At 69.7% G+C, this 6,647-nt stretch carries 6 protein-coding genes; 4 read left to right on the forward strand and 2 right to left on the reverse strand.

Going from position 1 to position 6,647, the window contains the following annotated elements; translation table 11 throughout:
• Positions 1-38: 38 nt before the first annotated feature.
• The gene (locus DEU38_RS13920) at positions 39-1,682 is read right to left on the reverse strand and encodes an acyl-CoA synthetase (RefSeq protein WP_114721994.1); all 1,644 of its coding nucleotides are present in this window, start codon (positions 1,680-1,682) and stop codon (positions 39-41) included.
• A 140-nt stretch (positions 1,683-1,822) separates the two neighbouring features.
• Between DEU38_RS13920 and DEU38_RS13925 the strand changes: the two genes are divergently transcribed.
• From DEU38_RS13925 to DEU38_RS13940, 4 genes are all read left to right on the forward strand, one after another.
• Positions 1,823-2,359: a hypothetical protein gene (locus tag DEU38_RS13925; protein WP_114721995.1), complete on the forward strand. Its 537-nt coding sequence runs from the start codon at positions 1,823-1,825 to the stop codon at positions 2,357-2,359.
• A 180-nt stretch (positions 2,360-2,539) separates the two neighbouring features.
• Entirely contained in the window at positions 2,540-4,024 is a 1,485-nt protein-coding gene (locus DEU38_RS13930; protein WP_114721996.1) for a PepSY domain-containing protein, read from the forward strand.
• Positions 4,021-4,497 carry a hypothetical protein gene (locus DEU38_RS13935; RefSeq protein WP_114721997.1) on the forward strand — a complete coding sequence of 159 codons (477 nt, stop codon included), beginning with the start codon at positions 4,021-4,023 and terminating at the stop codon, positions 4,495-4,497. The genes DEU38_RS13930 and DEU38_RS13935 overlap by 4 nt, the downstream gene beginning before the upstream one ends.
• Positions 4,498-4,631: 134 nt before the next feature.
• Positions 4,632-5,540, forward strand: coding sequence for a TIGR03564 family F420-dependent LLM class oxidoreductase (locus DEU38_RS13940; protein WP_258557882.1), 909 nt, complete (start codon positions 4,632-4,634; stop codon positions 5,538-5,540).
• 258 nt (positions 5,541-5,798) lie between these two features.
• Here the strand turns inward: DEU38_RS13940 and DEU38_RS13945 are convergent.
• The coding region (locus DEU38_RS13945; protein ID WP_258557883.1) for a thioesterase domain-containing protein at positions 5,799-6,647 on the reverse strand (849 nt) is incomplete at its 5' end.

Raw genomic sequence — 6,647 nt, forward strand, 5'->3', positions numbered from 1 at the left:
CTGGACGGGGGTTCTTCGCTTTTGTGTGTCCCGGAGTGTTACTCGGGCTCGACTTCCATCTCGATCAGCACCCGGCGCAGAAGCTTGCCGGTGGCGTTGCGGGGCAGCTCCTCGATGAAGATGACGTCGCGCGGCACCTTGTAGCGGGCGAGGTTCGACTTCACGTGCGTGCGGATCTCGCTCGCGTCCCGCGCCGACGACGCCGCGGGCACGACGAATGCGCGTAGGCGGTGGCCGAACTCGTTGTCCTCGACGCCGATCACCGCGGCCTCGAGGACGTCGGGGCGTTCGGTGATGAGGTTCTCCACCTCGAGCGGGTACACGTTCTCGCCGCCGGAGACGATCATGTCGTCGTCGCGGCCGTCGACGAACAGCAGGCCGTCGCGGTCGAAGTGCCCGACGTCTCCGGTGGAGAGCATGCCGTCGATGCGCTGCTTGTCGCGGCCGTCGGTGTAGCCCTCGAAGCTCAGTCCGCTCTTGGCGAAGATGCGGCCGACGACGTCGGGTTCGGTGATCTTGTTGCCGTCGTCGTCGATCAGCGCGATGTGGCAGGTGGCCGGCACGCGTCCGGCGGTGCCGGGGGCGCGCTCGAGGTCGTCGGGGGTGGCGATGGTGACGGCGGCGACCTCGGTGGAGCCGTAGAAGTTGTAGAGCGCCTTCCCGAACGCCTGCTGGGTGCGGATGGACAGGTCGGGGGCGATGGCCGAACCGGCCGCGAAGATCACCTTCAGCGAGGAGGTGTCGTACTTCGACAGCACCTCGGGGCCGAGGTCGATGATCCGCTGCAGCATGGTCGGTACCAGCACCATGGTGTCGGCGTGGTGTTCGGCGAGTAGGTGGACGGTGGTCTCGGGGTCGAAGCGACGCTGCATGACGACGGTGTTCTCGAGTGCCAGGCCCAGGCCCAGCTGTGAGATGCCGGTGCCGTGGAATGCGGGCGCGGTCATCAGCATGGTCTGCTTGGGGCGCAACGGGATTCGATCGAGGAACTGTGCGGTGACGAACGGTGACGTGCGCCCGCGGGGCGCGCCCTTGGGGGTGCCAGTTGTTCCGCTGGTGAGCAGGATGAAGACGCCGTGGTCCTTCGGCGCGGGCACCGGTTCGGTGGACTGCCCGGCGATGAGGGCGTCGAGGGTGCGCGGCGGTGTCTCGGCCGGGGGAGTGGGCGGCGCCTGGTCCACCCACGACAGGAATGGGGTGACGTCGGAGGGCAGCGCGTCGGCGATGTCGGCGAACTCGCTGTCGAAGACGAAGTGGTGCACGCCCTCCCTCGCCGCGACGTCGACCAGTTGGGGGCGGGCGAAGCCGGTGTTCATCATGACCAGACGCACCCCGCTCTTCGCGGCGGCGAGCATCGTGAGGATGAGGCCGCGGTGGTTGCGGCACATGGCGCCGACGCAGGAGCCGACGCCGATGCCCTCGGCCTGCCATGCCCGAACCAGCGCGTTGGACTGTTCCTCGAGTTGCCGGTACGTGAGTGGACCGCGTTCGTCGATGATCGCGACGCGACCGTGGCCGTGGGCGGCGCGGGCGTGGACGGATCCCGCGAACGGCCCGTACTTGCTGACGGCCAACAGCACTCCGACGCCCTCGTCGACGCGTGGGAACGGGATGAGGCCGGAGCGCGCCATCACCCGCACCGCGCTGAGTGTGTCGGTGATCTTCGTCAGTGCGTCCTGCATGGTTACCCCCAAAGAGCGACGTCGGTCTACCTGCGGGCAGCCCCAGCCTAATGGTGATGCACCTCACAGTGGGGTGATTGGTCCGGTGCGCTGCTCCCGACGTGTGTACTAGCCGCTGTAGTAGGCGCTAATCTCTCGGGGTGAATTCCCGGACCGATGCTGTCGCGCGCACGCGCGGCATGTTCGTCGGATCGGCGTCCGGCGCGGTCAGTATCGCCGCGCACGGACTCGGCGGCGGGGTCGCCGTCCCCAGTGAGCAGGCAGTGGTGCTACTCCTGGCCGGCAGCGCCGTGGTGGGTGCGATCACCGCGTCGGCACGAACCGTGGGGCATCCGTTGCTGTTCCTCGGTGCTGTGCTCGCGGCCGGTCAGGGCATCGGGCACCTCACGCTCACTCTGGCATCCGACCACGGTCACGGTCTGCACCTGACGCCGCAGATGCTCGCCGCGCACGCGGCGGCCACGGTGGTCGGCGCGATGCTGATCCGGGCCGCCGAGCGCGCGCTGCTGGGCGTGATCACGTCGGTGCTGCGCATCGTCGTCGCGGTGCTGTCGGCGCCGCCCGTCCCGGACGTCCGACGGTGGACGCCCACCGTCGTCCGTCGTCTCGACCCCACGATCGGTTGGATCACCCGGTCGGCCGGCGGCACACGGGGACCTCCGGCTCTTTCCCGGTAGCCGCCGCGCGCACCCTCGCGTGCCCGCGTCGGCTCTCACCTTCACCGCTGTCCACGCCCGGTCACCTCTCGTGCCGGGCGTGCTCGGCGTGTCTTTCTCGGCGCCACCTCCGGAGACCCGCGTGAACCGCGTGGTCCGCGTGCGCCGAACCGAAACCTCTTCAGGGAAAGAGCCTTTGTGATGAATGCTCCCGAGAGCGTGGGGATCACCCCTGCGCATCTTCCGAACGATCCGTCCGCCGAGTCCGACTCGAAGGACTCGTCGCCGCCGGGTGCGCTGCGCCGGCTGGTCCTGCGGCTGCACTTCTACGCCGGCATCCTGGTGGCGCCGTTCCTGATCGTCGCCGCCGTCAGCGGTGGTCTGTACGCCGTCGCTCCCACTCTCGAGCAGTTCGTCTACCGCGACTACCTGCACGTCGAGACGACCGGACCGGCCGCACCGGTCAGCGACCAAGTCGAGGCGGCCCGGGCGCAGCGGCCCGATCTGGCGGTGTCGGCGGTCCGCCCGGCCGTCGAGTCAGGGGACACCACCCGGGTGTTGTTCACCGATCCCACGCTGGGCGAGTCGGAGCGGCTGGCGGTCTTCGTCGATCCGGTCACCGCGCGGCCGGTCGGCGAACTCGTCGTCTACGGCAGCAGTAGCGCCCTGCCGATGCGGACGTGGATCTCGCAGCTGCACCGGAACCTGCACCTCGGTGAGCCGGGTCGCATCTACAGCGAACTGGCGGCGTCGTGGCTGTGGGTGATCGCCCTCGGCGGGGTCTACCTGTGGGTGCGGCGGTACCGGACGGTGCGGGCGCGAGCCGGCGCGGCCACACCCCGGCTGTGGACGGTGAAACACGGTGCACGCGGCCGCAATCGCGCACTCGGCTGGCACGGCGCGATCGGGTTGTGGATCGCGGTGGGCCTGGTGTTCCTGTCCGCGACCGGTCTGACCTGGTCGAAGTACGCCGGTGAGCACGTCACCGACCTGCGCACCTCGCTCGGCTGGACCACTCCGTCGGTGTCGAAGAAGCTGGGCGCCACCGACACTGCGCCGGCAGGTGGGCACGACGGCCATGGCGGGCACGAGGCTCCCGCTGCGGGGACCGGCATGCTGGACAACAACGTCGGACGGCTCGACGACGTGCTCGCGGTCGCCGCGGGCGCGGGCGTGACGGGCGCGGTGGAGGCGTCCATCCCGTCCGCGCCGGACACCGCGTTCACCGTCGCGCAGACGCGGCAGCCGTGGCAGTTCGCCACCGACGTGGTGGCCGTCGACGGTGCCACCGGCCAGATCACCGACACCTCCCGGTTCGCCGACTGGCCCTTGGCCGCGAAGCTCACCTTCTGGGGCATCGGGGTGCACATGGGCATCCTGTTCGGGCTGCTGAATCAGATCGTGCTGGTGGCGTTGGCGGCGGCGCTGCTCGTGATGATCGTGCTCGGGTACACGATGTGGTGGCGGCGCCGACCGACGCGAGGTGCGCAGCGGTGGGGTCGGCCGCCGACCCGTGGCGCCGTCCGCGGCCTGCATCCGGCCGCCGCGGCCGCGCTGGTGGCGTGCACCGTACTCGTCGGATGGTTCGTGCCGCTGCTGGGGCTGAGCCTGATCGGATTCGTGGCCGTCGATATCGTCGTCGGCGTGTTTCAACGCAGACGAGCATCGACCGGCGTGACCGAATGAGCGAGGATCTGTCGCTGCTGCGGCGTGAGTTGTCCATGATCGAGGCGCGGGTCGCGCGCGAGGTCGATCCGCGCGGGCGCGGACCGTTCATCGCGGCCGCCGTGATGATCCTGCTGATTGCGCTCGCCGCGCCGCAGGTCGACGGATTGCGGGCGTGGAACGTGCTCGCCGGCGGGCATGACGAGGTCGCGGCGCTGGCTCGGCTGTTCACCTGGTTCGTGGTGGTGTTCGGGATCGGGGTGTCCGCGCTGGCGGCGTGGACCCGTCGCTGGGTCTTCGCGTGGGTCGCGATGGCCGGCGTGACGGTCGGGACCGCCCTGGGGGTGTTGATGTACTGGTCGCAGCACAGCGTCCGCGACGCCCACACCGGCAGCCTCGGCTACGGCCTGCTCGTCGAGTGGGCAGCGATGGCGGTGCTGGCGGTGCTGTGGATTCCGGTGGTGGCCGGACGGAGCAACCTGCTGGAGCGGTGAGTGAAAAGCGCGGACCCCGTCGCCGTCGGGCGGCGGGGTCCGCGCTTTCGTTGTGCCGGAACCACTCCTGATCGGGCAGTCGGGCTGGGACACTGCAGCTGCGGACCCGGCGTCGGAAGGCGAGGTGATCGGTGATGGAGATCGGTCGGATGGTGTGGCCGTCGGTGCGGCTCGACGAGGTGGTCGAGCGGGTGGCGCGAGTGGAGGCCGACGGGCTGGCGGCGGCGTGGGTGCCGCAGATCTTCGGATGGGACGCGCTGACCGTCCTGGCGCTGGCGGGGGAGCGGACGTCGTCGATCCGGTTGGGAACCGCGGTGCTGCCCACGCATCCGACGCATCCGCTGCTGCTGGCCGCGTCGGCGCTGACGACGCAGGCCGCGGTCGGTGGGCGGCTGCAGCTCGGCCTCGGGGTCTCGCACCGCTTCATCGTCGAGGACGTGTGGGGTTTGAGCTTCGAGCGTCCGGTGCAGTGGGCACGCGACTACCTGGCGGCGCTGATCCCGTCACTGCGCGGGGAACGGACGCAGTTCGACGGTGTCCGGCTCCGGGCCGAGTTGCCGCGCCCGCTGGACACTTTCGACACCCCGGCGCCGCCGGTGCTGTTCGCGGCGCTCGGCCCGGCGATGCTGCGACTGGCCGGCGAACACGCCGACGGGACGGTGACGCTGATGACCGGGATCCGCACCGTGGCCGAGCACATCGTGCCGACCATCAGCGTGGCCGCGGCCGCCGCGGGCCGACCCGCGCCGCGGATCGTGGTGGGCCTGCCGATCTGCGTGACGGCCGACGTCGATGCGGCGCGGCAGCGGTGCCGGGAGGAGTTCGCCGCCTACACGAACACCCCGTCGTACCGGGCGATGCTCGACAAGGAGGGCGCCGCTGATCCGGCCGACGTCGCGCTGATCGGTTCGCGCGGTGAGGTTTCCGATCGGTTGCGTGCCTTCCACGACGCCGGGGCGACCGAGTTCATGGCGTGGGTCTTCGGGGACGACAACGAACAGGCGGAAACAGGGTCGTGTCTACGGGAGTACGTCGGCGCGTAGGGCCGGATCGACTGCGCACGGCTCGTGCCCTCGGTATGTTCCGATGATCCGTGATCACCCCGACTGTGTCTGTCTGAAAGGAACTCTCGCATGATCGTCAATCTTCTGACCGGTTCGGTGGGCTCGATGGAGTCCTTCATGGGCTTCACGTACATGGGGTCCGCGCTGTTCGGGACCGAGGGGTCGTAGCTCCCGCCCGAACGGCAGAAATCCCCCGCCGCCCAGGCGGCGGGGGATCGAAACACCAACCGGGCGTGGCTACTCCGACTCGGCCGATCTGCTGCCGGCCGGCTCAGGGCGGGGCGACTGCGTGCCCGCGATGGCCGCGAGTTTCTTGCTCAGGTCCGCACCGACCTTCGTTATGTACGGTTCGTCGACGATCTGGATGTGGTCGCAGTCGACGTGGACGATCTCGAGGTTCTGCACGGCCTCGCCCCAGCCGCCGTCGGGTCGCCGCGTCCGGAAGGCGGGCTCGAGTGCGATCTGGTCGTCGAGATAGGTGTTGGCCATGTAGAGCACCACGTCGCCGTCGTAGGTTTCGAAGTCGGTGCTGGGAACGGCCCGGTTGTCGAGCCACGACGTGCGCTGGTGTTCGATGATGCCGCTGGGGATCGTGGTGCCGCTCAGCTTGAGCAGGTCCATGAGGATCCCGATCTGTTCCTCGTCGCTGCCGGCGGCGGCCAGCTTGTCGTAGGGCAACGGCGCGTCGAGGTTGTAGGTCTTCTTCGCGAACGCGGCGTAGCGCTGCCAGCGGGCCCGGATCTCGTCGGGAGTGTTCTCGACCTTCTCGCCGGGCATGACGGTGTCGATCAGTCCGACGATCCGCACGTCGGCGCCATCCTGTCGAAGCTGTTTCGCCACGGCATACGCCAGTGCTCCGCCGAAGGACCAGCCGTACAGCACGTACGGGCCGTCGCCCTGCATCTGCCTGAGGAGTGGCGCATACACCTTGGCGCGCTCCTCGAGCGGGCCCTCGACCCGCTCCAGGCCGAACATCGGGGTGTCCGCGGGTAGACGCTTGAGCAGCGGCTCGTACGCCACCGTCGAACCACCCGCCGGATGGAACACGAACACCGGCACCGCATCCGAACCCTCGGCGCGAGGACG

This window comes from Rhodococcus sp. AG1013, from assembly GCF_003350365.1.
GTDB lineage: Bacteria > Actinomycetota > Actinomycetes > Mycobacteriales > Mycobacteriaceae > Prescottella.